This is a genomic window from Halogranum gelatinilyticum (genome assembly GCF_900103715.1).
Classification (GTDB): domain Archaea; phylum Halobacteriota; class Halobacteria; order Halobacteriales; family Haloferacaceae; genus Halogranum; species Halogranum gelatinilyticum.
Genome location: NZ_FNHL01000005.1, coordinates 176,591 through 200,716 on the forward strand (window position 1 = coordinate 176,591; position 24,126 = coordinate 200,716).

Below are 24,126 nucleotides of genomic sequence, written 5' to 3' on the forward strand. Positions count from 1 at the left end.
GTCATGTACGACTACTTCGTCAAGCGGACCGGGCAGGCACTCTTCACGGCGTTCGTCGTGGTGTCGCTCTCGTTCGCACTGGTTCGGCTCATGCCGGGCAACCCGGCCGACCAGCTCCGCGGCCAACTCATCCGGAACAACCCCGACCTCTCCCAACAGGAAATCAACCGCCGGGTCGCCAACTACATCAACATCGATGTCTCCGCGCCGCTACACGAGCAATATCTCTCGTACATCGCGGGTATCCTGCAGGGTGACCTCGGCCGGTCGATCAGTCAGAACGCCCCCGTTTCGGAGATTCTGGGGCAGGCACTGCCGTGGACGGTCTTCGCGTTCTCGGTCGCCATCCTGCTCATGTTCGCCGTGGGTATCGCTCTCGGGGCGGTCATGGCCTACCAAGAGGGCAGCCGCTTCGACGTCGGGACGACTGGTCTCGGAATCGTCCTCAACTCGACGCCGAACTACGTGACCGCGCTGTTGTTCCTCTACGTCTTCGGCTACACGCTCGGCTGGTTCCCGACGAGCGGGCAGATCTCCTCACAGGTCGTGCCCATCGTCGACCCGCTGCAGCCGGTCGCGACGTTCCAGTTCGTCGCCGACGCGGTCTACCACGCGAGCCTGCTCATCGCTGCCGTCGTCATCACCGGTTTCGGTGGTGTCGCGCTGGCGATGCGCGGCAACAGTATCCAAGTACTCGGCGAGGACTACCTCCGGGTGGCCCGCCTCCGCGGGCTTTCGGACACCCGAATCGCGCTGCGCTACGTCGCCCGCAACGCCATCCTCCCGATGTACACGGGCCTGCTGCTGGCCTTCGGCGGCGTCATCGGCGGTTCGGCCATCCTCGAGCAGGTGTTCACCTACCCTGGACTCGGCTACTACATCGTCGCCGCCGTCGAGGCGCGCGACTATCCGCTGATGATGGGTGGGTTCGTCCTCATCACGCTCGCCGTCGTCGTCGGCGCGTTCATCGCCGACCTGACGTACGGCTTGGTCGACCCGCGTGTCTCCACGGGTGGTGACGCATGAGCCGCGAGAACCACACCAACAGCCTCGCTGCGGGGGGCTTCGGCACTGTCGCCGACTCTTCGCTGAGCCGGACCGAACGGACACGTCGCCTGTTCGACCTGTGGCTCCTCGCACCCCTGCGGGTCGTCTGGGACGACACGCGCGCCCGAATCGGTGCGGTGCTCGTCGTCGGCTTCGTCTTCATGGGCGTCGCCGGTCCGACGCTCGTTGCCGAGCCCCGAATCGGGCAGGGTGCGATTCTCGTCGGCCCCTTCCACGGCGGGGTCGTCGGTGGGAGCTGGTACGAGTTCAGCTCGACCTCTCTGTTCGGCGTCGCGGTCCCGTGGCTGGCGTTCAACTGGCCACTCGGCACCGACAACGTCGGCCGCGGCATCCTCGAGCAGGTCGTCCACGCGACCCCGCGGATGCTCACGATGATTACGAGTGCCGGGCTGTTCGTCACCGTTCTCGGAACGAGTGTCGGCGCGCTCGCCGGATACAGTGGCGGCCGCGTCGACCAGGCACTCTCGACGGTCATCGACATCGTGATGACGCTGCCGGGGCTGCCCCTGCTTCTCATCCTCGTCGCACTGCTCGAACCGAGCAACCCAATCGTCCTCGGGCTCGTGCTCTCACTGCAGGCGTGGGCCGGGATGGCTCGCGCCATCCGCTCGCAGGTGCTGACGATCCGGTCGACCTCGTACGTCGAGTCGGCCCGCGCGATGGGGCTGTCGACGCCGACCATCGTCGCGAAGGAGGTCGTCCCCAACATCATGCCGTTCGTGATGATCAACATGGTCAACGCGATGCGCGGGGTCATCTTCGCCTCCGTCGGCCTGTACTTCCTCGGCCTGCTGCCGTTCAGAGAAGTCGTCAACTGGGGTGTCATGCTCCAGCTCGCCTACTCCAACGGCGGTCTGCTCACGCTCGACGCCGCCCACTGGCTGCTCGTGCCGATGGTCGCCATCGTCCTCTTGTCGATGGCACTCATCCTCTTCGCACAGGGGATGGACCGGGTGTTCAACCCGCGCGTCCGTGCTCGTCACGCGAACACGATGTCGACGGACAACGATACGTCGTCGTCGGACCCGGCGTCGCCGGACCCGACGTCACCGGCTCCCGGAGGGAACCAATGAGCGACTCGTTCACCGCGGAGGCCGTGGCCGACACGACCGACGTCGACACGGACCCGACCGCCGAGGACGTCATCCTCGAGTGTCGGGACCTCTCGGTCTCCTTCGAGATGGACCGCGGGACCTCCCGCGTCCTCCACGACGTCGACATGGACATCCGTCGGGGTGAGATTCTCGGCATCGTCGGCGAGTCGGGCAGTGGGAAGTCGATGTTCGCCTCCGCCCTGCTCAACGCCGTCGTCAGCCCCGGTCGAACCGAGGGAAGCGTCACCTACCACCCGCCTGACGACGAGGCCGACCCGGTCGAAGTGCTCGGCCTCGACAAAGGACCGTTGAGAAGCCTCCGCTGGGAGGACATCTCGATGGTGTTCCAGGGGGCGATGAGTTCGTTCAACCCGACGATGGGCTTCCGCGAGCACTTCGTCGAGACGCTCGACGCCCACGACTACGACGTCGCCGCGGGCATCGAGCGAGCCGAGGAACTGCTCTCGGACCTCTATCTCGACCCGGACCGTGTCCTCGACTCGTATCCGCACGAACTCTCCGGTGGGATGAAACAGCGGGTGCTCATCGCACTCGCACTCGTCCTCGAACCGGAGGTGCTCGTGATGGACGAGCCGACGGCCGCGCTCGACCTTCTCATGCAGCGTTCGATCATCAGTCTGCTGTCGGACCTGCGTGACAAGTACGACCTCACGATGGTCTTCATCACGCACGACCTGCCGCTCGTCACCAAACTCGCCGACCGCATCGGTGTGCTCTACGCGTTCGAGTTCGCCGAGGTTGGCGACACGACGGAGATGGTCCACGACCCGAAACATCCCTACACCCGTGCCCTACTCAACGCGACCCCGAACCTCGACGCACCGCTCTCGGAGATGCGGCCCATCGAGGGTGCAGCCCCTGACCCGGTCAACGTCCCGGCGGGCTGTCCCTACCACGAACGCTGTCCGCTCGCGACCGCGGAGTGTGAAGACGTGAAGCCCGCGATGGACGCAGTCTCGGCGACTCACGAGGTCGCCTGCCACCACTGGTCCGACGTCGACGACGAGATCCCCCTCTCGACGGGGGTGCAGCGATGAGCACCGACCAGCCTGTCCTCTCGCTGTCGGACGTCGACGTCCACTTCGAGAAGTCCGGTGGCGGCCTCAATCCCTTCGCTGACCAGCCGACGGTCCGAGCCGTCGACGGCGTGAGCCTCGATATCGGCAGCAACGACGTCGTCGCCATCGTCGGCGAGAGTGGGTCAGGAAAGACGACGCTCGGTAAGACCGCCGTCGGCCTCCAACAGCCGACTGGCGGGTCCATCAGCTACCGCGGGCAGGACATCTGGGAGGCGAAGAAGTGGCGGTCGAACCCCGAGATACCCTTCGAGGAGATCCGCCGTTCACTGCAGATCATCCACCAGGACCCCGGGGCGGCGCTGAACCCGAACCGGACGGTCATGTCGTCGCTGGCAGCGCCGCTCAAGCGCTGGCAGCCCGACCTCGACTCGGAGGACCGCGAGGCGCGTATCCTCCACTTCATCGAGCGGGTGGGGATGTCGCCGCCAGAGGACTACGCCCACCGCTACCCACACCAGCTCTCGGGTGGCGAGAAGCAGCGTGTCGCGCTCGTGCGGGCACTCCTGATGAACCCGGACGTCATCCTCGCCGACGAGGCCGTCAGCGCGCTCGACGTGAGCCTCCGCGTGGAGATGATGGACCTGATGCTCGAACTGCAGGAGGGGTTCGACACCTCGTTCCTGTTCATCAGCCACGACCTCTCGAACGCGCGGTACATCGCCGAACACGCCGGGGGTCGCCTCGGCGTGATGTATCTCGGCGAGCTGGTCGAACTCGGTCCTGCCGACGAAGTCCTGCAGAATCCACAGCACCCCTACACGAAGGTTCTGAAGTGGGCAACTCCGGAGTTGGGAGTCGACGAAGGTCCCAGCGAGCCGCCGGTCCGCGAAATCGACATCCCGGACCCGGTGAACCCACCGGCCGGCTGTCGCTTCCACACGCGATGTCCAAACGCGACCGAACAGTGTCGGACTGCCGCGCCGGCGGCGACGGCCGTCGACGGCGACGAACGACATCAGGTCGCCTGCTACCGGGCAACCGAGGACGACGCCTACTGGAACAGCACGCCGCTTGATGGGGCGACACTCGACGACGGCGCGGCAGGAGAGCACTGAGAAATGGCCGCTACTCTCTCACGACAGGCCCACGATTCACACGACGACGTCCACCCCCACTCACACTCCCACAACCACTAACACTACAACCCCATGACGACTCACGACACACGAATGACAGAGACGAACGAGGCAGACGATCACGTCGAGACGCTGCTCGACGAGATGACGCTCCGTGAGAAGGCAGCCCAGCTCGCCGGAACCTACGTCGGGACGATGGAAGAGACGCGTACCATCGAGGACGCCGAAGAGATGGTCCGCGAACACGGAATCGGCTTCGTGACCCCCTTCGGCTACGGCGGGGCGCCGTACCACGACTCGACGGAGGTCGTCGAGGTCGCGAATGAACTCCAGCGCGTCGCCCGCGAGGAGACGCGGCTCGGGATTCCGATCCTCATCCCGGTCGACGCCATCCACGGCCACGCCTACATCGACGATACGGCGGTCTTCCCGCACAACGTCGGCGTCGCCGCCGCCCGCGACCGCGACCTCGCCGAACGCATCGGTGCCATCACCGCGACCGAAGTCGCCGCGACGGGCGCGAGTCTGACCTACGGGCCGACCTGCGACGTCGCCCGCGACCAGCGGTGGGGACGCGCCTTCGAGACGTTCGGCGAGTCACCGTATCTCGTCGGCGAACTCGCCTCGGCGAAGGCCCGCGGACTGCGTTCCGCGCCGGTCGACGTCGCCGCGATGGCGAAGCATTTCCCGGCCTACGGCGAACCCGAGCGCGGCGAAGACGCCTCGCCGGTCGACAAGTCGCTGTCGTCGCTCTACCGGGACTTCCTCCCACCGTTCGAGCAGGTGCTCGACGAGGGCGTCGAGGGTATCATGCCCAGCTACAACTCCATCAACGCCGAACCCTCTCACGGCTCGCGATACTGGCTCACGGACGTCCTCCGCGACGAACTCGGCTTCGACGGCTACGTCGCCTCCGACTGGAACGGGGTCAATATGCTCCACCGCGACCACGGCGTCGCCGTCGACCAACAGGGGTCTATCGAGCGGGCGTTCACCGCCGGTCTCGACGTCCACTCGCTGGGCGAGATCGACCACGTCGACCATCTCGTCGACCTCGTCGAATCCGGCGCGGTCGACGAGGAGGCAGTCGACGTCTCCGTCCGGCGCGTCCTGCAGCTCAAGGCCGACCTGGGGCTGTTCGAGGACCCCTACGTCGACCCCGACGAGTCGGCCGAGGCACTCGACAACGACGCCCACCGCGAGGCCGCCCTCGACGCGGCCCGCGAGTCGATGACGCTCCTGAAGAACGACGACGACCGTCTCCCCCTCGACCCCGAGACCGACGAGGTGCTCGTCACTGGTCCCAACGCGGACAGCCTGTTCAACCAGGTCGGCGGCTGGAGTCTCATGGAGCCGGACGACCTCGACGGGACGACCGTCCGCGAGGGAATCGAGGGAGTCGTCGCCGACGGGACGACCGTGATCCACGAGCCTGGGGCGGACATCGACGAGGCCGACCCCGAGAGCCGTGACGCCGCCGTCGCGGCGGCCGAAGACGCCGACGCTGCCGTCGTCGTGCTCGGCGAAAACTGGTATATCCACGAGTTCGGCCCGGAGGTCATCAACGGGCCGACCGACAGCTTCCCGAACCGCACACAGCTCACCCTGCCCGACGCCCAGCGCGACCTCCTCGAAGCAGTCCACGAGACCGGCACCCCGACGGTGCTCGTGCTCGTCACGGGGCGGCCGCTCGCCGTCTCGTGGGCGGCTGAACACGTCGACGCCATCCTGCAGGCCTACTATCCCGGTGCCGAGGGTGGGACGGCAGTCGCCGAGACGCTCTTCGGCGACAACAACCCGAGCGGGAAGCTCCCCATCTCGGTGCCGCGCTCGGAGGCCGATCTGCCAGTGCGGCACAACTACCTGCCGCATCCACACCCCATCGGTCCCGACGAACATCTGCCGACGTACGACCCGCTCTTCGCCTTCGGCCACGGGCTGAGCTACACGGACTTCGAGTACCGCGAGCTCTCCGTCGCCGAGGAGTCACTCACTGCGGGCGACTCGGTGACGGTATCGGTCCGCCTCGCGAACACGGGCGACCGCTCCGGCGACGAGGTCGTCCAACTGTTCGGCGGCCGCGACCACTCGTCGGTCGTCACGCCGGTCGAAGAACTCGTCGCCTTCGAGCGCGTCAGCCTCGACCCCGGCGACGAGACTGTCGTCGACTTCGAGATCGACTCGTCGGCGTTCGACGTCGTTCGGCCCGACGGGTCGAGCCGCTTCGAGTCCGGCCCGGTCTCGCTGCGGTGTGAGTCGCTGGAGACCTCGCTGGACGCCCGCGTGGACCACTGCTGAATCGATCGAAATCTAACTTTTCCTCGTCTACTCCTGACCGTCTTCCTCTCTTGGGACCGTCACCACTCTCTATGGATATTGAACAATCTGAAATCAATCGCTGTATTGCGGTTTGCCAGTCTCATCTACTGAGATTTCAACAGAGCCAAGCTTCCGAGTAGAACCCGGCACCGTGTCGTTCGGTCTACACCTATCTCATGCGGTTCAAAAATGAACCGCGTGAGCAGGCTGTTCAGGACGACCATCGATTAGGGGCCGCGTGATATCAGCGTAAACTAACAGAACAAATTAGACAAAATTCTAATAGTCTCCCCACTGCGGTAAGAGTTGACGTGTCGGTGTGGAAGTTGGCACCCCCGGATAGTTCGCTTAAACAAACGTTCGACGTCGACTATGCAGCCTTCGACTGTCAACGGTAAACTACGCGAGAGTAACTTATCGAAGATTCTCGCAAAAACGGTGCCGGATCTGAGTACAAAACCTGAGTGTAACAACAAACGCAAAAAAGCGACAATACTGGTCCCTATGGCGGTTCATCTGTCGAGCCAACCGATCTGTACCGTTTGAACCGCGTGATTTCCACATAGTACGTGCACATTGGCTAAATTTCTCGGACAACGTGGCTCAACGTGCTTGCGCGATGTGATTGCCCAGGACGATGATCTGATCTTCTCACAACCCGGGGATGAGGTTGACGTGTACTCACCGTAACAAAATTCCATTGCAGAATGTTAGAGACAACTAGGGCTGGTTTTTCGACGAGCTCACCGCTGCGGTTGACACTACACTTGACTAATTTCCCATCTAATGTACAATTACTTCTAATAATCTCTCTGGACAGAGACACGCAGATCAAAGAACTGGTGATGCTCGGCATCACGGTGTCCAAACATCACAGGAGTGATGCGGCTACGTTTCTCAGCAGGCGCTGACAAAGGGCGACTGCTCACAGACTGCGATTTCTGGCCGGTAAGACTGGATTCCGGACTTCAGTCTCACCTGTGACCAGTGTGTCTATCCGAAGCATTCTCAGTCGGTCGGAGAGGACTGGTCACGAGCGGGGTTCGGTTATCATGGGGAGGTCGTACTCTGGGTCCTCTAAGTCGAAGCGGTCGATAGCGAACCGGTCCAGAGAGAATTCCGTCTCCGTCCCAGTCAAAATCGACTGCACTGCAACGGCGATGACAGGTGCGAGTGACACAGCACCACGACTGCCGTCGGCGACGACTAGCCCATCGACGTCGCCGACTTCGTCGATGACGGGTACCTGGTCCGGCGTGATGGTGATCCCCTCCGGACAGTGGTGTTCACCGCCGTCGACGTACTCCAGTCCGCCGTCGAATCCCGTAAAGAGCTGTGGGAGGAGTTTACCGACTTTCTCTTGAGCCTCTTCAGGGAAGTCCCGGGGAATACTGTCGAGATCCTCGATCCAATACTCGTCACCGACTAGGAGATCGCCGTCGGCGTTTGGCCCTATGAGCGTCCCGCGGCCGGAGGTCGTGGGTACCGATCCGCTGAACGACGGATCGCCCCGAACCGCTGCTGCGCAAATGACGAACGGCCGGACGGGAAGGTCGGTGAACTCCGCTACCACCGACTCGGTGTGTGTACCAGCCGCGACGACGACACTGTCACACTGGACGAGGTCACCGGTATCGGTCGTCACACCGGCGACGCTGCCGGCTTCCGTCTCGATTCCTGTAACCTCCGTCCCGAACTCGAACTCCGCACCCCTTCGCTCGGCGCGCTCTTTCATCGCCCTGAGATACGGGCGCGGCTTGACGTAGCCCGCCTCGGTGTCGACGATGCCGCCGACGAAGCCTTCGAGGTTCAATACGTCCGGATACGCTTCGGCGAGTTCGTCAGCGTTGAAGTACTCGATACCGGGGATCTTCTCGGCGTTCTCGCGCATCTTCCGCGTCTCGGGGGTATTGATGTCTTCTTCGTCGACTAGACTGATGAAGGGTTGGTCGTAGAACTCGAACCCGCCGGTTGCCGACAGTTCCCTGAAATAGTCGCGGATCTTCGCCGTCACGCCTGGGATATACTCGCCTTCGAGGAAGAACCACCAATCCGAGATAAACGCGCTCGCGTTCGCCGACGCACTCTCCTCGAGTTCGCCCTTCTCCAGAACGAGAACGTCGTGGTCGTCTGCGAGATGGTCGGCAGTGCTGCATCCGATGGAACCTGCGCCTATCACGACAACGTCGTAGCTGTCTACCTGTGGCATATTTGAATTCACCAGCCGAGCATTATTATTTCTATTGATAGTGGCGCTCACCACTACTCGAGTGAAGATATTCGCTCTACCCGTTTTAGTTTGTTGTATACAAATATCACTAGGTAGGGGGTCTGATACAGTCGATAGACTTTCTGGGATAATAGGGGATCGATCGGTTTTGGAAACCCGATTCAGCATCTGGACTACCGGCTACTTCCCATCCGATGATACGGACGAGAGAATTACAGCCATAGTGCTGTAATCCTATGTTTGCTATTCACAAATTTGTCTACCAGCTTCACTCAGATACTGGGGAACAGTGGAGCGGAAGTCGGCACGGTGGTGCCGACACTTCTGCGCCCGTCGCATTAATGTTGAGTATCTGTTAATCTAGTCGCCGATTCACTTCGCCGCTTGGCGAGAAAAGTGTCTGGCAGAGAGTCGTCGAGTGCCCCTATGAGTCGATTCACTATTCAGACCGACTCGCTCTGGCCAGTAATTCGATTCCGAGTAATTCAGAGCAGAAAGAAGCCGGGGAGATTCGCGCCGTCGGGTCCTGCGTTCAGATCTCGGAGATGGGTTCACCGCGGATGTCGCTTCGACGGATCGCGTCAACCAGTTCCATGTTCCGGGTCGCACGCGTCATGTCCGTCCGGGGCGTCGTGTCCTCGTCAAGACAGCGCGCGAAGTGGAGTACTTCCTTCTCGTACTGACCGACTGGGTCGAACGTCTCGGCCAGTGACTCGCCGTCGATCTCCCCTCGAATCGTTGCCCCGACGTCCTCCGGCGTGTCGAAGGCATCTTTGACTTCGAACCAGCCGTTCTCCGCTTCGACGCGGTAGAACTGAGTGAGCGGCGACTCGAAACTCGACGAGAGCTGTGCCGTCGCGCCGGAGTCGTACTCGAAAATCGCCTTCATGTTCGTGTCCGTCCCGCAGTCGCGGGCGTCGACCAGCGTTCCGTAGATCGACTGGGGAGTTCCGAGCATGGAGCGCACGAGGTCGACAGGATAGTAGCCGATGTCCATTAGACTCCCGCCCGCCAAGTCGCCGTCGAGACGGATGTCGTCCGTCCGGTCGAGGTGGAAGGAGAACCGCGCGGTGACGGAGCTGACCCCCGACAGATCCTCATTGACCAACTCGAGTGCGCGTTCGGTCCGCGGGTGGTAGGCGTACATCAACCCCTCCATGACGAGAGAGTCGGTGTTTCCCACGTAGGAGCGGAGGTCGTGGGCCTCGTCGGCGTCCGCGGTCAGCGGCTTTTCACAGAGGACATGCCGACCATTGTCGACGGCCCGTTTCGTCCACTCGGCATGGAGACCGTTCGGTAGAGGGTTGTAGACGGCATCGATGTCACTGTCGGCCAGGAGCGAATCGTAGGACTCGTAGACCTCCTCGATGTCGTACTTATCGGCCACCTGCCGCGCCCGAGAGAAGTTCCGGGAGGAGATGGCAGTGACTTCGTGGTTCGTACGCTTGATTGCGGGGATCACGTGTTTGACGCCGATGTTCGCTGTACTTAGGATTCCGAACTTCATGTACGAAAGACGATGGGTGAGAAACTTAGGCGTACCGGTTTGACAGTGTATCACACGCGTCTGGGGTGGTTTCCCTCGACTGAGCCGTCGAAAACGAACCGGCGTGAAAAGAGACGTGCGAAGAGTGAGACGGCGGGTAGAACAGCTCCCGTTCAGTCGGAGTGTACCTTCGAGTCCATTACGTCCCGGAGTGCGTCGCCAATCAGATTGAAGCCCATGATCGTGAACCCAAGTGCCAGACTCGGCCACAGCATGAACCAGATTGACGAATGCAGGTGACTGCGGGAGACGGAGATCATGTAGCCCCAGTCGGGGAACGGTGGCTGCGTACCGAGCCCGAGGAACGAGAGCGATGTTCCGATGAGGATACCGAAGCCGACACGGATCGACGCCTCGACCAGAATGGGCGAACTCACGTTCGGGAGAATCTCGCGGAATGCGATGCGGTAGACGGACTCTCCACGCGCCTCCGCGGCCGTGATGTACTCCTCGTTCTTCACTGAGAGGGTACTGCTCCGTGTGATACGCGCAATACCAGGGGTGAAGACGACGCCGATAGCAAGGATCGTGTTTACGATTCCGGAGCCCAGTACTGTCACGACGAGCAGAGCCAGCAACAGCGAAGGGATACTGAGCAACGTGTCCATCAGCCGCATCATCACCTCATCGAACCGCCCGCCAAGGTAGCCCGAGACGATACCGATGGGGACGCCGAATACTAGTCCGAACGCAGTCGAAACGAGTCCGATGATGATGCTCGCACGGCCACCGTAGAGTACCCGTGACAGCAGGTCGCGGCCGTAGTTGTCAGTGCCGAGGAGATACTGCCCACCCGGCCCAGCGAACTTGTCGGCGACGTGGGTCGCCGTGGGGTCGTATGGTGCGATCAATGGTGCCGCGAGGCTCAACACGAGGATGGGTGCGAGAAAGCACACGCTGATGAACCCTTTTCTCGTGGAGAGTAGTCCGAACAAGACGCTCGAAACACGACTTGTCAACGGTTCCGTAATTTGTACCGACTCAGTGGTGGATTCGCCAGTTGACATTATTGTTCCTCTCCGTATTCGATCCGCGGATCCAGATACGTGTACAGCACGTCAGCCGTGAGATTCGAGAAGGCATACACGATGGCCAGTAGCATGACCGTCACTTGGATAACCGGCAAGTCTCGCGCCTGAATCGACCGGACGAGGAGCCTGCCGAGGCCGGGGAACGTGAATACCTCTTCGACGACAACGATGCTCCCAAGAAGGTAGCCGACGTTCAGCGTGAGTAGAGTGATCGTCGGCAGCAGTCCGTTTCTGAGTGCGTGCCGAGAGATGACTTTCGTCTCACTCAGTCCTTTAAGCCGCGCCGAGCGCACGTAGTCTTTCCGTAGAACTTCGACGACTTCCGACCGGGTCAGCCGCATCACGTGCGCAGTCAAGATAATCGATAACGTGACGCTCGGCAGTATCAGATGTTTCGCCCACGTGACCACCCCTGAACTCAGCGGCTCGTAGCCACCGTAGGGAAGGATCTGGAAGACTGGACCGGTAAAGAGCGCGATGAACGCCGTTCCGATGACGAATTCGGGCATGCTGACACCGATGTAGCCACCCGCGCTAGCTAGAAGGTCCCAGATAGAGTCACGCTTTATCGCCGCGAGGACGCCCAGCGGTATCGCTGTCACCGTCACGAGAACTGATGTGATAGCTGCAAGTTGTGCCGACCGGACAAGACGGGGGAAGATGAGTTCCGCGACCGCCTGACGGTTTGAAAAGCTGGTCCCCCAGTCGCCGGTCACGAACCCGACCAACCAATCGAAGTACTGAACGTACCACGCGCGGTTCAACCCGAGCTGCTGCTCGATGGCGGCGATGCTTTCCTCCGTCGCCTGCTTGCCCAAGATCATGACTGCCGCGTTACCCGGCAGCAGTTGTGTGATGGCGAAGATGATCAGGGAGATCAACAGGAGCGTCACCCCGATATATCCCATCCGCTTGACTAGGTATACGCTAAATTCGGACATGCTACATGAGTTCAACCCTCTCACATTGTCTTATATCTTTCCCCCTGTGAACCGCACAGGCCGTTACAGGGTTATACGAGGACGAAGTACGCGACAGTCGACAGTCTGAGAGAGCTGACGACGGACGGCACCATCGAAACCCAGTATCCTGTGAGAAACATATTTATATCGGGCTGTACACAGTTTGCGTAGGAATGAGGGCTGTTAGTGAAACTCATACCGGTCAAGACGACCGTTCAGTACTTTCCGTCGATGATCTGTCCGTCGAGTATCGAACCGACGACGGGGCGGTTAAGGCGGTTCGCGAAGTCTCGCTCCACATCGAACCCGGCGAGACGCTCGGTATCGCTGGCGAAAGCGGGAGCGGAAAGAGTACCCTCGCGCTCGCAATCCTCCGGTATCTGGAGGGGAACGGCCGAATCACGGGTGGGACAATCGAGTACGACGGACGATCCGTCCTCGATCTCTCCTCACGGGAACTCAAAGAACTCCGTGGTAACGAGATCGCTCATGTTCCGCAGGACCCGAACACGTCACTGAACCCGAGTATGACGGTCGGCGACCAGATCGCGGAGGTTGTCCGGACCCACCGCGATGTCTCGCGGTCGGAGGCAATGGAACAGACGTACGAGGTACTTCACGAGGTCAACCTCCCAGACCCGGAGACGAACGCCTCGCAGTATCCGCACGAACTTTCCGGCGGCCAACAGCAGCGCGTCCTCTTGGCTATCGCCTTGGCGTGCCAACCGCAGCTTCTCATCCTCGACGAACCGACGACCGGGTTGGACGTTACTACGCAGGCAAAGATTCTCGACCTCATCGACGACCTCATCGAGGAGCGGGACACAAGCGTCCTGCTCATCACGCACAATCTCGGCGTTATTAACCAAATCTCCGACCGGGTTGGCATCATGTACGCTGGCGAGATCATGGAGGTGGGAGCGACGGACGAGGTGTTCCGTTCGCCGACGAACCCCTATACCCAGGGATTACTTGCGTCGTTACCGCAGGGAGAGGGCCGCCGTCTAAAGCCCATCCCCGGTCAGATCGGTGATCTACGGACGATCCCGGACGGCTGCGTCTTCGCCGATCGATGTGAGTTTGCGACCGACGAATGTCGAGAGGGCTCTATCGAGAAGGTGAGCGTCGACGGTAACCCATCACATCTGACTCGCTGTCGCCGGTGGGAGCATGCGGTGGCGAACCCCATTCAGGCGGACACTCAGACGCTTGAACGCAAGAAGGAGTCCGAACGGCCGACACTCATCGAAGCGCGGAACGTCACGAAATATTTCGGCGGGAGTTCGTTCCTTGACCGCGTGTTCGACGGCGAACCACCGGTCAAGGCCGTTGACGGCGTGGATCTACACGTCCGTGAAGCGGAGACGCTCGGTATCGTCGGCGAGTCCGGCTGTGGAAAGAGTACTCTGGGTTCGGTACTGTTGAACCTTCTCCCGTCCACAGACGGGGAGATCTCCTTCCGAGGGACAGCGTTCGATGAGATGAAAGACAGCGACTGGAAGGAGTTCCGCTCGGAGTGTCAGGTGGTGTTCCAGAACCCGCATTCGAGTCTGAACCCCAAGCACACGGTCGGACAGGCGATAAAGCGGCCGTTGGAGCTGTTTACTGACCAGTCCGAGGACGAACAGCGAGAGCGTGTCGCGGAACTCCTGACGCGGGTCGGTCTCCAGCCGAGCTACGCAAACCGCTATCCGCGGGACCTCTCCGGGGGTGAGAAACAACGCGTCGCCATTGCCCGCGCGTTCTCGGTTAACCCCTCGTTCGTCGTACTTGATGAACCTGTCTCGGCGCTCGACGTCAGCGTCCAGGCAAGCATCCTCAACCTACTGACCGAACTCCAAGCGGAGTACGGCACCTCCTATCTGCTTATCAGCCACGATTTCAGTGTCGTCAACTACATCAGCGACCGGATCGCTGTCATGTATCTCGGCAACTTCGTCGAGATTGGATCGACCGAGTCGGTCTTCGAGCCGCCGTTCCACCCGTACACGCGTGCGTTGCTGTCGAATATCCCGTCAGCGGATCCGGACGTGGAGCGAGAGCGGATCTTCCTTGAAGGCGACGTTCCGAGCGCGCGGGACCCACCGTCGGGCTGTCCGTTCCGGACTCGGTGTCCGCAGAAGATCGGAGACGTCTGCGAACGGGACGTCCCGACGCTCGAAGCTGTTGACCCCGATGACCCGAATCACTTGATCTCGTGTCACCTCGACAACGAGGAGATGACGCCGACAGAAGACTTACTGTAACGCGCGTCTCCGCTGCAAAACTCGTTGCTGAACCATCCTATTCTCTGACTGTCCACGTTGCGGGAGCGGTGCCACCGTGGGATACGCCACTGGGCTGACGTGACTGACGACGTGACAGAAATCGTGTGCGACCCGCTGGTTGGAACAGGGACCGCCGCTTCGCTCGGTGGGATTGTATCGGCATAAACGGTGCGCGGGAGCGCGCGGTGACTCAACGCGAGAGGTCGCGTCGCAGTCTGAGGTGCCGCGTGTGTCGGTTCGACTCGGGTCGAACCAGCCCATGGTTCGGTTAATCGCCGTGGCCGCGCGCAGAGTCTACGCGGTGTTGATGTCGGTCTCGGTGCTCGTCAGACGGTGTTCTCTCGCGAACCCCGATTACTTCGTCGGCGCGTCTGGGCCGAGTGCGTACTCGTCGGGGTAGATCTGATATGCGAGCGGGTTGAGTTCGTACTTATTGACGTAGTTCTTTGAGGCTCCGATGGTATCGATGTAGAACGATATCGCGTACGGCCCCTGGTCGCGCATGAGCTGCTGGGCAGTCCGCATATACTGCTGTTTCTGGTCTACATCGGTCTCCGCGATTGCCTTGTCGACGACCTCGTCGAACTCCTCGTTCGACCAGTCGGATTCGCCGTTCCAGTTGCCCTCCGAGTGCAGCATGAGCTTCATGAAGTTCGCTCCGCTGATACGCATCCCGTAGGCACCGACGTAGAACGGAGACTTCTTCCAGACAGTCGCACTCCAGTTGTCGTAGCTCATCGTTTCGAGTTCAAACTCGATACCGACTTCTTTAAGCTGCTCTTGCATCAGCACAGCAGTCCCCCGCATATGTGGGATGTTGCTGGCCGTCTGGAGCGTGAGGTCGAACTCTTCGGTGAGGTTGATGCCATCGGGGTAGCCCGCCTCCGCAAGCAGTTCTCTCGACTTCTCGAGGTCGCGATCGGGCGCGCCGATATCCGAGTAGTACTCGTACGCCGGCGAGAGCAGCGAATCCTGGCCGATGGTACCGAGCCCGTCCTGAACCGCATTCAGGATCGCCTCGCGGTCGATGGCATGCTTGACTGCTTGGCGGACCCGTGGATCGGACCACGGCTCGACGCTCACGTTCATCACGAAGTTCGCGATCTCACCACCCGGCGTCCGATGGGCAGTCACGCTGTTGAGACTTTGAAGCTGCCCCCACTGGCCATAGCCAGGCTGCCAAATGATGTCGATGTCGCCTGACCGGAGCGCGTTGACTTGGTTACTCTTCTCGGGGATGGTGATCTGGCTGATACGGTCGATGTACGGGAGCGACTCGCCGTCGTCACCCGTCCGGTAGTAATCCTCGTACGCGACCCCGACGAGTTGGTCGCCCGGCGCGAACGACTCTAAGGTGAAGGCACCTGACCCGTGCTCTTCGGTTCCGAGTGCTTGACGCTTCTCGGAGTCGGTGACGATATCCTCAGGGACGATAGAGCCCCACCCCTTCGAGACGAGCTTATGGAAGTCGGAGTTCTGCGTTCCAAGAGTGAACTTGACCGTCCGCTCGTCGACGGCCTCAACCTGCTGGATGTCACCCATCGTCCCCATGCCGGGGCTCCCGACGTCCTCGTCGTATACTGTCTCAAACGTCGCCTTCACGTCGGAGGCGGTCACCGAACTTCCGTCGTGGAACGTTGCCTCGCGCAGCGTGAACGTCCACTCGTCGGAGGCGTCATTCGACGACCAGTCCTCTGCCAGATCGCCGTACGGTTCGAGGTTAGGGTCGACGCGCGTGAGCGTGGAGTAGAACAGCTTCACACCCCATCGCTGAGGGAACTTCGACTGCATCATCACCGGGTTGATGGTCGTCGTCTCCGGCGTGATGGCGATCCGGAGATGGCCGCCACGTTGATCGCCGGACCCCGACGACGAGTCGGTGCCCTGATCCGAGCCCGAACCCGACGACGTCCCCGCCGTTCCCTCCTGGTTCGAGTCACCCGTGCAGCCGGCGATACCTGTTACAGCACTTCCACCGAGCAGTCCTAGATACCGTCGCCTATCGAGCGCGGTATCGGAATCTGTCGCTAACTCATAGCGCATTGCACGTCAAAGACTGACATACGCATTAATAAATATTTGGGTGATCAGAAATTCAGCCGTTCCACGGGGACGGGACTGCGGCTCAAACCGCGAGCGGCTTGCTCACACCACCAAGACCGTCGATGCTGTCAGTAATCGTCTTTCACGCTCGTGACCGAAGCCGCTCTTGGTCGCAAGCGAGGGCGTTCACACCCTGGTACCGTTATTTGTGGTACACAAATCAGATATCGGCAGCAGTCCCACAGTCCATTACATCTCTATGTTTGTAATAGAACCCACCGTTAAGCACAGCAGAGCCGGCACCGCGCGTATCTATACCACGAAGACACAGACACGCACGTACAAACCAGCACTGTTTGTCATACACAAATCGACTGCATTACTGATTTTGAATCGTGGTGATGTTGACACTGATGATGTTGGCGGCCTCCAGAACCTTTTCGCTCAGTTCGCCGTGGAGGTGGTCGAACGTGAACCGACTCTTCGGTCCCGAGATGCTGATCGCCCCGTAGAGCGCTTTGTCATTTTCAATAGGCGCGCCAATGGCGCGCGTTCCGATGATCTCTTCCTGATCGTTGATGGCGTACCCCTGTTCTCGGATCGTCTCGAACTCCTCGAATAGTTCATCGGGGTCAGTAATGGTGTTCTCGTTCATCGACGGCAGGCCCTGTTCTTCGACGATCCGTCTCGCCTCCTCGGGCGGGAGGTGCGCTAAATACGCCTTGCCCGTGGAACCCCAGTGGAGGTAATCGTGCTTTTTGAGCTTCATGTTGTTGAAGTCCTGCGAAATCCCCCGCTCACCGCGTGCCTTGTGCAAGAAGACGCCGCGGCCGTGTTCGCAGGTCATCAAGTGCGTGAACTCACCAGTCTCCTCCGCGAGTTTCTCTGTGACTTCCTTTCCGGCTTGGTACAAGATGTTGTTGTCGATGACGTGTCGTCCTTTGTTGACGAACTTCATGCCCAGCTCGTACTGACCGTTTTCTTTGACCAGATACCCTTCCTCGTACAGCGTTGCCAGATGATTGTAGGCACCGCCAGGCGAGATGCCCAGCGTCTCAGCGACTTCCGTGACGGTAGCTCCGCCGTTCTCCTCCAGCACATCGATGACGCTACAGGTGGTCTCAACCGTGCTCAGTGTCCGGGGTGAACTGTTCTTCATGTCTGCTATACGTTCGGAAGCCGACTCACATATTCTTTTTGCAGGTTACAAACGAGTGACGAAGGGCTGACGGTCGCGACGGACTGCAGTGGGCCGCGGTAGGCCGCTCGACCACGTCGGAGACAGAGTATCACGACGAACCAGACACATATTCCTGATACCGTAGTTTTAACACCTCCCTTATGCAACGACTGGATATGCGATCCAGTAGTGAGCAGTACGACGCCATAGTTGTGGGTGTCGGAGGCATTGGCAGTGCAGCCGTCTACCACCTAGCACGGCGAGGGCTCAACGTCTTAGGGTTGGATCAGTACGACATCCCGAACTCCATCGGTTCGTCACACGGTGACTCGCGGCTGATCCGGTTGACGAACCACGAGGACCCCGAGTACGTCCCGCACGTTCGGCGGTCGCTCTCCCTGTGGGAGTCCCTTGAAGAGGAGTACGGCGAACAGCTGCTTCACCGAACAGGAACGGTCGATGCCGGCCTAGCGGACAGCGAGACCGTGCAAGGGGCGCTTAAAGCCTGCACGGATTACGACCTGCCACACGAACATCTCTCTGCCCGGGAGCTATCAGAAAAGTTCCCCGGCTTCGAGCTCCCTCCGGATTTCGAGGCGGTCTACCAACCAGACGGTGGGTTCATCAACCCCACCAAGTGCGTCCAGGCCCACGTGGAACTCGGCCAAGAGCACGGTGCGACCACGCACGCCCACGAGACAGTCGTTGACTGGGAGTCGTCGGCTGACGGCGTCACCGTCGAGACAGATCGAACGACCTACGAGGCCGACCACGTCGTCGTCACGGCTGGCGCGTGGACGCAGTTGCTCGTTGAGGAGCTAGAAGAGACGTTGACGCCCTGGCGAGTCATTGTCGGTGGTTTCCAGCCGGAGAACCGGACCCAGTTTACGGCCGATTCCTTCCCCGTTTTCTCTATCGAGGACGAGCAGCAGAGCTATTACGGCGGTCCCGCGGCGGGGATATCGGGGTTCAAATTCGGCCTCGTCGATAACTTAGAGGACGTTGCAGACCCGAGCGACTTCGACCCCCGCCCCACCGAGAAGGAGCGCGAGCGGCTGCGGACGGTGCTACATGAGAACGCCCAACGGTACTTCCCTGAGGGAGCGAAGAGCATCAAGCGGCTGAAAACCTGCATGGTCACGCACACGCCAGACCAAGACTTCATCGTCGACTACCTACCATCGGACCCCAACGTCGTCGTCGGCGCAGGCTTCTCCGGAAAGGGCTTCAAGTTTAGCTGCCTCATGGGTGAGTTACTGGCGGACCTCGTGACAGAGAGCGACTCGGCCGTCGACATCGACCTGTTCGACATCGATCGGTTCCAAGCTGTGACCCGGTAAGCTGGTGCATTGACTCGCGGCTGCGTACTGGCCAGCTCTGACGTTGGTTGTCAGTTGTGGTGCGGAGATGCACTGTGAGATCTGTTAGCCGTGTGGCTCGGGACTGTCCCCACCATTGTGACGAGACAATACCGCGCTCACCCCTAGATTGATTATTGATGACTGTCCACTATCCAATAGCACACTGTCGCAGTCAGTGTGTCGTTCGGGTCATCGGACCACGAACGAGCGGGTGTGCCGGTCCATCAACCACTACGGAGCCAGCACCGTTCCGTCTGTCATCTCTGTCAACCCCTGGGCCACCATCCGCCACTTTTACCCGCGTGAATTAACCGCGTAAACCCGAACTGCTCGGGAAGTAGAGCACCCGCCCATATCAGACAGTATGACTTCTATCGCCAAGCTCGAAACGTCTCACGAACTGATCCTCACAACTACACACATAAGTTCTCATACTCAGACTAAACCTTACGAAATCTAAAATCTATTTACTAGTGTTTATGCCCCAATTTAGATTGGAAAATAGCTCTTCAACAAGTTAAAACACTATAATACAATATTATAAGATTGGAATAATATCATTAGGGGGAAATCACACACATTAATCTAATCTATTATGTTTGCATTCGGTAGGTCGTAATACGTTAGGGTAACTTCACTGTGTTGCGGGACGGTATATCGAAGTGAACTCGTCGACAGTGCAGAAATAAGGGAGTGAAGTCGGTGACTTCGCCCCGATGTCCAACAGAGTTTGTAGGTAATCTGATTGCCTCGCTGGTAAAGCGGAGGCTTTCCACGCAGATTATCCACTGTCCCCCGCTCTATCTCCCAACTTCCGACGATCGAACTCAACGCCATCTGGCGACTCACCAGAGCCCTCTGTCTGCAGGTATTCTACTCGTTGTTTGCTTTTATTTATCGTAGAACCGCTCTCGGCCAACAGCTGCTGTGCCGTTGCCACTGTATCTTCGTCACTATTTCTCACAGACACGCCAAACTCCCGAAGCTTTGAGACAATCCTTTCACTACACTCGCATAGATCGTCCTCCAACAAAACGTTCAAAACATAGAATTGTGCAACTGGGTTTATGGATACTCGTGCTAATCGGATTTAGTTACTACTCAGAGACACTCCATAGTTAGGTACATCAACCAAAATCGAGCGAGTAAGCTACTGACTGGATTCCACGAGGCTTTAGCCCTCCGCCCTCTCCTCTCGCGTATGGACCCGGACGACAACCGCCGAGGCTGGGCCAGCCGTTCGGGCGAGTTCTCGCCCGCCTACTACGCCGACGCCGGCCCCAACGAGGTGAGCCGGACGCTCGCGGCTGTCCTCGACCACTACGCCCCGGCGGACGCCAAGGTGCTCGAACTCGGCTGTAGCTCCGGCCGACATCTCGCGCACCTCCGCGAGCAGGGCTACGAGAATCTGACCGGTATCGACCTCAACGACGAGTCTTTCGAGGTGATGACGGAGTATTACCCCCGCCTCGCCGAGACGGGGACGTTCCACGTGAGCGCGTTAGAGGAGTTCCTGCCGACGGTCCCCGACGACGCGTTCGACGTGGTCTACTCCGTCGAGACGCTCCAGCACGTCCACCCCGACGACACCGAGGTGTTCGCGGAACTGGCCCGCGTCTCAAGCGACCTCGTCGTCACCGCCGAGAACGAGGGCAACGGCCCGCAACGCGGCCGCAACGGGGCGGAAGTCAGCTACGTCAACGACGACTTCCCGCTCTATCACCGCAACTGGAAGGAGGTCCTCTCCGAGCACGGACTCACCCAACTGCTCCGCGAACCGGGCGACCGCGACACCGTCCGCGTGTTCCGCGTGATCTGACCCCGCTCAGACCTCCCTCGACCCGAGGAAGAACCAGTTGAGGACACGTGCCGACCCACGTCTGAGTGTCTCGCTCGCGGTCGAGGTATCGACGTCGAGTTCGTCGGCGACGGCGGCGAGCCGACAGTCACGCGGTACTTCGAAGTAGCCCATCCGGAGCGCGACCCGGAGACACTCGCGCTGTCGGTCCGTCAGGACGTCCGCGCGGCTATCGCCGTGGACGAGCGAGAGCAGGTCGTAGCGGAGTCCGCTCGCGTCGAGCTGCTCGCCGAACGCGTCGAACCGCTCGCGCGTCGCCGTGACGGTGAACTCCATCTCCCCGTCGTCGACGTGGACCGGGAACTCCGGCGGCAGCGATGTCTCACCGAGAAAGTCGAACAGCCCCTGCTCGCGCGTCTCGTACTGCAGGAGTGCACGCCCGTCGTCGACGTACAGCAGGTCCGCGTCGACGACGGCCGGATGCGTCGCCAGCGCGTCGGCGGCCGCACGCGGGTCTTCGCCCCGTATCTCGCCGAGTTCGAGGGTCCGCTCGGCCAACGGTGCGGCCGCGAGCAGTCGGAACGTCGCGTCGGCGAACGCCGTCGACACCTCGGTGATCCACAGCCCCTCCGGGAGCTGCAGCCGGAACCGCGCTCGGATCACCGCTCGCCCTCCGAGGGCCGCGTGCGTCGCACCAACAGCGTGGGTCGAACCGGCCGAAACGGCTGCATATCTTCCGTGGAGAGGACTTCGGCCTTGATAAAGGTCGAGTCGGTCGAGTCGGCTGAGTCAGTCAAGTCGTGCCCTCCGGCCACTGTCGTGACGGCCGCGAGCCATAGGGACCGCCGACTCACCGCAGGTCGCGTCGCCACAGGACGAGCGAGTAGCCCGCGCCGAGCAGCACGACCCCGACGAGCGCGAGGAGAATCACGAACGCCACGTAGCCCCACAGCGGGTCCGCGTAGGGGAGGATGACGTCGCCCGGCGGTTCGACGGCCCAGGGGCTGAGATGGAAGAACACCAGCATCGCCGCCCCCGCGGTCATCACCACTGTCCAGTAGCGCGCGCCGCCCCGCCCGGTGAGCGAGAGGGCGAAGCCGAGGACGACGAGCGGGTAGATGGCGAGACTGTACGTGAAGGGGTTGACCTCGGGCGTGACGGGCCAGCCGACGTGGTTGCCCCGAATCACGTGGTCAGCGTGGTGCGCCAGTCCGAGGAGCGTCGCGAGCGCGAACACCAGATACGCTCGCGGGTCGAGAGTGCTATCGAATCTGTCGAAGGCGGCAGTCGTCCTATCGCGCATAGTTCCTGTTCGGTCGCCCCGACCGAATCGCTGTGCCCAACAGCTTGGGCCAACGCCGAGCCGTCGCCACCGGCCGCAGCCGCCACTGGAGTCGACGCGTGGCTCAGAACCGGCCGTACAGCGAGTAGGCGATGGCGAGCAGCCCGAGCAGCTCCGAGCCGTTGGTCACGAGCACCACCTGATAGCTCGGCAGCCCCGTGAAGTTCGAGAGGAACAGCGAGAGCACCGCCGGGACGGCGGTCAGGAGGACGATGCCCGCCGCGAGAAACAGCATCGGCTTCGAGGCGTTGCGGCGGTAGCCCTGAAACGCCTTCCGGGCGATGACGAGTCCGAGCAGTGCCGAGAGGAGGAACGTGACGAGGACGACGAACACCTGTGCCGAGTCGGTCGTCGAGGTCACTTGCAGCGGAAGCGACGCGCCGGTCGGAGCGGTGTAGATGGCGGCGGTAAGTGCGTCGGTGACGGCCGTGGGTGCGTGTAGTCCGGTCATCGGAGGCCCTCGTAGAGTCTAGTGAAGCGGTCGGCGGCGGTCTCTTCGACCGCCTCGACGGTGAGTTCGAACTCGCCGTCGACGAACTCGACGGTCACGCGCTCGACGTTGGCGCGGTAGACGCCGTAGTGGTGCCCCGAGGACTCGTATTTCAGCTCTTCGTCGAGTAATCCGGCGTCCATGAGCGCGTCTACCCGGCGGTACACGGTCGGTGGTGAAGCGTCGATCGCCGTCGTGAGGTCGTTCGCTGACATTGGTTCCCGACTGGTCGCTGTGAGGATGGCGCGGGCGTACTCGTCGTCGAGCAGGCGGAGGACCTCCGCCGCGTCCACGTCCTCACTCACACCCGACACGACTCGCCCCCATATATAAAAGGTGTAGGCCGAGTTTCCGGCCCGGAAACTGTGCTTCTCGGCTTATGCACTCCGGGGACGGAGTAGCGGATGTCATGTCCGCGACTCCCCCCGATCCGACCGGCGACGGTCTCTCGACCCTCGTCGGCCGGTTCATGACCGCACCGTTCCGCGCTCAGACGTACAAGAACCTCGTCTATCTCGCGCTGCAGTTCCCGCTCGGGGTGACGTACTTCACCCTCCTCGTTCCCGTGCTCGCCTTTGGGCTGGGGACGCTCCCGCTGTTGGCTCTGTTCGGTCTCCCGCTCGTCGGGACGCTCGTGCTCGGCATCGCGCTGATGACCGTCGACCGCGGCGTGACCGAACTGCTCCTGCCGGTCGAACTGGACCGACACGCCGCCACCGCCTCACTCGACGACGGTGTCGTCGCATACGTCACGGAACTCCTCCTCGACCCCGGCACCTATCTCAGCCTCGCGTTCGTGCTCGTCAAGTTCGTCGTCGGCGTCGCGACGTTCGTCGCACTGACAGTCTCCGGCTCCCTCGTCGTCGCCTTCGTCACGGCACCGCTGTTCTACGCGAGCCCGACGACGAACTACATCTTCTCGCTCCCGTCCGTCTCCGAGGTGGCCGTCACCGACACGGGGCTGGTCACGGGACCGGTCTCGTCCGCCGGACCGTCCGTCGTCGTCGACACGCTCCCCGAGGCACTCGGGCTGGCGGCGGCCGGGCTGCTCCTGTGTCTCGTCTCGCTGAACCTGCTCAACGCGACCGCCTGGCTGCTGGGCCGCCTCACCGCCTTCACCTGTCGGCACGCCCGCGTCTTCTCGACCACCCGCGCTGCCGACGACCGCTCGCCCGCCGACCACGCGTAACCTGAAATAACCTCGCTCACAACTCCCCCT

The 24,126-nt window shown here is 61.2% G+C and carries 19 protein-coding genes; 9 read left to right on the forward strand and 10 right to left on the reverse strand.

What is annotated here, in order from left to right; genetic code table 11:
* Positions 1-3 precede the first annotated feature (3 nt).
* From BLR57_RS16505 to BLR57_RS16520, 5 genes are all read left to right on the forward strand, one after another.
* The gene (locus BLR57_RS16505) at positions 4-1,026 is read left to right on the forward strand and encodes an ABC transporter permease (protein WP_089699404.1); all 1,023 of its coding nucleotides are present in this window, start codon (positions 4-6) and stop codon (positions 1,024-1,026) included.
* Positions 1,023-2,141 carry an ABC transporter permease gene (locus BLR57_RS16510; RefSeq protein WP_089699406.1) on the forward strand — a complete coding sequence of 373 codons (1,119 nt, stop codon included), beginning with the start codon at positions 1,023-1,025 and terminating at the stop codon, positions 2,139-2,141. Before BLR57_RS16505 ends, BLR57_RS16510 begins: the two co-directional genes overlap by 4 nt.
* Positions 2,138-3,220 carry an ABC transporter ATP-binding protein gene (locus tag BLR57_RS19515; RefSeq protein WP_170830677.1) on the forward strand — a complete coding sequence of 361 codons (1,083 nt, stop codon included), beginning with the start codon at positions 2,138-2,140 and terminating at the stop codon, positions 3,218-3,220. Before BLR57_RS16510 ends, BLR57_RS19515 begins: the two co-directional genes overlap by 4 nt.
* Positions 3,217-4,317 carry an ABC transporter ATP-binding protein gene (locus tag BLR57_RS19520; RefSeq protein ID WP_170830678.1) on the forward strand — a complete coding sequence of 367 codons (1,101 nt, stop codon included), beginning with the start codon at positions 3,217-3,219 and terminating at the stop codon, positions 4,315-4,317. The genes BLR57_RS19515 and BLR57_RS19520 overlap by 4 nt, the downstream gene beginning before the upstream one ends.
* Positions 4,318-4,431: 114 nt before the next feature.
* Positions 4,432-6,636: a glycoside hydrolase family 3 N-terminal domain-containing protein gene (locus BLR57_RS16520; protein ID WP_089699408.1), complete on the forward strand. Its 2,205-nt coding sequence runs from the start codon at positions 4,432-4,434 to the stop codon at positions 6,634-6,636.
* Between the two features lie 1,051 nt (positions 6,637-7,687).
* Here the strand turns inward: BLR57_RS16520 and BLR57_RS16525 are convergent.
* From BLR57_RS16525 to BLR57_RS16540, 4 genes are all read right to left on the reverse strand, one after another.
* Positions 7,688-9,055 (reverse strand): NAD(P)/FAD-dependent oxidoreductase, encoded by a 1,368-nt coding sequence (locus BLR57_RS16525; protein WP_244510070.1) that lies wholly within the window; start codon positions 9,053-9,055, stop codon positions 7,688-7,690.
* A 364-nt stretch (positions 9,056-9,419) separates the two neighbouring features.
* Entirely contained in the window at positions 9,420-10,394 is a 975-nt protein-coding gene (locus tag BLR57_RS16530; RefSeq protein WP_089699412.1) for a Gfo/Idh/MocA family protein, read from the reverse strand.
* A gap of 152 nt (positions 10,395-10,546) precedes the next feature.
* Positions 10,547-11,284, reverse strand: a complete 738-nt coding sequence (locus BLR57_RS16535) for an ABC transporter permease (protein WP_244510071.1) — start codon at positions 11,282-11,284, stop codon at positions 10,547-10,549.
* Between the two features lie 155 nt (positions 11,285-11,439).
* Entirely contained in the window at positions 11,440-12,405 is a 966-nt protein-coding gene (locus BLR57_RS16540) for an ABC transporter permease (RefSeq protein ID WP_089699416.1), read from the reverse strand.
* Positions 12,406-12,599: 194 nt separating this feature from the next.
* On the opposite strand from BLR57_RS16540, the gene BLR57_RS16545 reads away from it, so the two are divergent.
* Complete coding sequence (locus tag BLR57_RS16545; RefSeq protein ID WP_089699417.1) at positions 12,600-14,672, forward strand: dipeptide ABC transporter ATP-binding protein; 2,073 nt, start codon at positions 12,600-12,602, stop codon at positions 14,670-14,672.
* Between the two features lie 375 nt (positions 14,673-15,047).
* On the opposite strand, the gene BLR57_RS16550 is transcribed toward BLR57_RS16545, so the two are convergent.
* Together BLR57_RS16550 and BLR57_RS16555 are read right to left on the reverse strand one after the other, a co-directional pair.
* Positions 15,048-16,736, reverse strand: a complete 1,689-nt coding sequence (locus BLR57_RS16550) for an ABC transporter substrate-binding protein (protein ID WP_244510072.1) — start codon at positions 16,734-16,736, stop codon at positions 15,048-15,050.
* Between the two features lie 379 nt (positions 16,737-17,115).
* Positions 17,116-17,895: an IclR family transcriptional regulator gene (locus tag BLR57_RS16555; protein ID WP_089699418.1), complete on the reverse strand. Its 780-nt coding sequence runs from the start codon at positions 17,893-17,895 to the stop codon at positions 17,116-17,118.
* A 197-nt stretch (positions 17,896-18,092) separates the two neighbouring features.
* On the opposite strand from BLR57_RS16555, the gene solA reads away from it, so the two are divergent.
* On the forward strand, positions 18,093-19,256 hold the full coding sequence (gene solA / locus BLR57_RS16560) for an N-methyl-L-tryptophan oxidase (protein ID WP_089699419.1): 1,164 nt from the start codon (positions 18,093-18,095) through the stop codon (positions 19,254-19,256).
* A 1,222-nt stretch (positions 19,257-20,478) separates the two neighbouring features.
* Positions 20,479-21,096 carry a class I SAM-dependent methyltransferase gene (locus BLR57_RS16565; RefSeq protein WP_089699420.1) on the forward strand — a complete coding sequence of 206 codons (618 nt, stop codon included), beginning with the start codon at positions 20,479-20,481 and terminating at the stop codon, positions 21,094-21,096.
* 6 nt (positions 21,097-21,102) lie between these two features.
* On the opposite strand, the gene BLR57_RS16570 is transcribed toward BLR57_RS16565, so the two are convergent.
* The 4 genes from BLR57_RS16570 to BLR57_RS16585 all read right to left on the reverse strand — a co-directional run bounded on the left by BLR57_RS16570 (position 21,103) and on the right by BLR57_RS16585 (position 23,212).
* A complete protein-coding gene (locus BLR57_RS16570) occupies positions 21,103-21,738 on the reverse strand; it encodes a helix-turn-helix domain-containing protein (RefSeq protein WP_089699421.1) in 636 nt (211 codons plus the stop codon).
* 187 nt (positions 21,739-21,925) lie between these two features.
* Positions 21,926-22,378 carry a hypothetical protein gene (locus BLR57_RS16575; RefSeq protein ID WP_211603303.1) on the reverse strand — a complete coding sequence of 151 codons (453 nt, stop codon included), beginning with the start codon at positions 22,376-22,378 and terminating at the stop codon, positions 21,926-21,928.
* A 103-nt stretch (positions 22,379-22,481) separates the two neighbouring features.
* On the reverse strand, positions 22,482-22,868 hold the full coding sequence (locus BLR57_RS16580) for a DUF7521 family protein (RefSeq protein ID WP_244510073.1): 387 nt from the start codon (positions 22,866-22,868) through the stop codon (positions 22,482-22,484).
* Complete coding sequence (locus tag BLR57_RS16585) at positions 22,865-23,212, reverse strand: ArsR/SmtB family transcription factor (RefSeq protein WP_089699422.1); 348 nt, start codon at positions 23,210-23,212, stop codon at positions 22,865-22,867. Before BLR57_RS16585 ends, BLR57_RS16580 begins: the two co-directional genes overlap by 4 nt.
* 104 nt (positions 23,213-23,316) lie before the next feature.
* Here BLR57_RS16585 and BLR57_RS16590 point away from each other — a divergent pair, with 104 nt between their 5' ends.
* The gene (locus tag BLR57_RS16590; RefSeq protein ID WP_170830679.1) at positions 23,317-24,096 is read left to right on the forward strand and encodes a sensor domain-containing protein; all 780 of its coding nucleotides are present in this window, start codon (positions 23,317-23,319) and stop codon (positions 24,094-24,096) included.
* The last annotated feature ends 30 nt before the right edge of the window (positions 24,097-24,126 follow it).

Coding starts and splice junctions, on each gene's coding strand:
- BLR57_RS16580 (WP_244510073.1), bottom strand. CDS start 22,868: ATGACCGGACTACACGCACCCACGGCCGTCACCGACGCACTTACCGCC.
- BLR57_RS16530 (WP_089699412.1), bottom strand. CDS start 10,394: ATGAAGTTCGGAATCCTAAGTACAGCGAACATCGGCGTCAAACACGTG.
- solA (WP_089699419.1), top strand. CDS start 18,093: ATGCGATCCAGTAGTGAGCAGTACGACGCCATAGTTGTGGGTGTCGGA.
- BLR57_RS16550 (WP_244510072.1), bottom strand. CDS start 16,736: ATGCGCTATGAGTTAGCGACAGATTCCGATACCGCGCTCGATAGGCGA.
- BLR57_RS16575 (WP_211603303.1), bottom strand. CDS start 22,378: ATGCGCGATAGGACGACTGCCGCCTTCGACAGATTCGATAGCACTCTC.
- BLR57_RS16545 (WP_089699417.1), top strand. CDS start 12,600: ATGAGGGCTGTTAGTGAAACTCATACCGGTCAAGACGACCGTTCAGTA.
- BLR57_RS19520 (WP_170830678.1), top strand. CDS start 3,217: ATGAGCACCGACCAGCCTGTCCTCTCGCTGTCGGACGTCGACGTCCAC.
- BLR57_RS19515 (WP_170830677.1), top strand. CDS start 2,138: ATGAGCGACTCGTTCACCGCGGAGGCCGTGGCCGACACGACCGACGTC.
- BLR57_RS16505 (WP_089699404.1), top strand. CDS start 4: ATGTACGACTACTTCGTCAAGCGGACCGGGCAGGCACTCTTCACGGCG.
- BLR57_RS16540 (WP_089699416.1), bottom strand. CDS start 12,405: ATGTCCGAATTTAGCGTATACCTAGTCAAGCGGATGGGATATATCGGG.
- BLR57_RS16590 (WP_170830679.1), top strand. CDS start 23,317: ATGTCCGCGACTCCCCCCGATCCGACCGGCGACGGTCTCTCGACCCTC.
- BLR57_RS16510 (WP_089699406.1), top strand. CDS start 1,023: ATGAGCCGCGAGAACCACACCAACAGCCTCGCTGCGGGGGGCTTCGGC.
- BLR57_RS16520 (WP_089699408.1), top strand. CDS start 4,432: ATGACAGAGACGAACGAGGCAGACGATCACGTCGAGACGCTGCTCGAC.
- BLR57_RS16565 (WP_089699420.1), top strand. CDS start 20,479: ATGGACCCGGACGACAACCGCCGAGGCTGGGCCAGCCGTTCGGGCGAG.
- BLR57_RS16525 (WP_244510070.1), bottom strand. CDS start 9,055: ATGCTGAATCGGGTTTCCAAAACCGATCGATCCCCTATTATCCCAGAA.
- BLR57_RS16555 (WP_089699418.1), bottom strand. CDS start 17,895: ATGAAGAACAGTTCACCCCGGACACTGAGCACGGTTGAGACCACCTGT.